The organism is Comamonas sp. NyZ500, from assembly GCF_016772095.1.
Classification (GTDB): Bacteria; Pseudomonadota; Gammaproteobacteria; order Burkholderiales; family Burkholderiaceae_C; genus Comamonas; species Comamonas thiooxydans.
The window spans coordinates 1-1,332 of record NZ_JAEIJE010000054.1; the positions used below are offsets into that span (position 1 = coordinate 1).

At 58.1% G+C, this 1,332-nt stretch carries 1 protein-coding gene; it reads left to right on the forward strand.

Annotation, left to right across the window (positions count from 1 at the left end):
* Positions 1 to 115: 115 nt before the first annotated feature.
* On the forward strand, positions 116 to 1,332 hold a 1,217-nt coding region (locus JAO85_RS25515), incomplete at its 3' end, for a retention module-containing protein (RefSeq protein ID WP_202789301.1).

Below are 1,332 nucleotides of genomic sequence, written 5' to 3' on the forward strand. Positions count from 1 at the left end.
TGAGCCTTGCGGCTCAAGTCAAAGGGTGGGTCAGTTTGAGATGGAAATGGCGGGTCAGTTATGCGTGGAAATTAACAACCTTCACTTTTTAATCTGACTGGATAGGCAGACCCTCATGGCAGCTCAAACCGTTCTCGTTACCAAACTCACTGGCCAGGCTTGGATGCGTGGTTCTGATGGCAATCTGACGGTGCTCCGTGAAGGCATGCGTATTCCCGCTGACGCCGAGATAGTGACGGCTTCCGGCAGCACCGTGCAGTTGCAGGCGGATGGTCAGCCACCGCTGATGGTGGGCGAGAACCAGGATGTGCATCTCACTGCGGACCTGATTCAGCCGCCCACCGTGGAAGAGGCGGCTGTGGCGAGCCCCGCGAATGCGCAGATTGACCAGATCATTGCGGCCATCAATGCCGGCCAGGATCCGTTCGATGAGCTGGATCCCACGGCGGCCACATTGTCGGGTGGCAGCGAGGGTGGCAGCACTTTTGTGCGCCTTTCCAGCATCATTGAGGCAGTGTCGCCGCTGGCGCTGGAGTATGGACGTCCTGTACCAGTGACTACCGTCCTTCCACTTTTTAGTGGGGTGGGCGCTTTGGCGGACAACACGGATCAAGTTACGCCGCCTCAGCCTGTCACAAGCATTCCCCAGGCAAGTGCTGATTCGGGGGTGATCTTCGAAGATGCGGTATCCGCCTTGCAAGGCAATGTGCTCGCCAACGACAAATTGGGCGAAGGGGTCCTCACAGAGCATCGAGTTGTTCTGGTCGGCGCAGATCAAGGGCTGTACGGCAAGATTACCCTCAACTCCGATGGCAGCTACAGCTATCAGCTTGATAGCAGCTTGAATGCTGTGCAGGCATTGGGTGTGGGTGAGACCCTGGTCGAAACTTTTACGTATACCCTGGTCGATAAAGACGGCGCCAGTTCTTCCGCGACATTGACTGTCACCATCGTTGGCACCAACGACGATCCCGTCCTCACCGGCAAGGCCGATGGGGCTTTGGCCGAAGACGGCGTGTCGGTGGTCACCGGCAAGCTCGACGTGACCGATGTCGACATCACCGATACCCACAGCTGGAGCGTCAGCAACGAAGGTAAGGGCCAGTACGGCAGCTTCTCGGTTGACCAGAACGGCGAGTGGACCTATGTGCTGAACAACGACGATCCCAAGGTCCAGGCCCTGGCTGAAGGTCAGAAGGTCACCGATACCATCACCGTGACCGTCGACGACGGTCACGGCGGTACAGCGACTCAGACCATCACCATCACCATCAACGGCACCAATGACGTGCCGGAGCTGACCAATGATGCGCAGTCCGTCACCGAAGACGC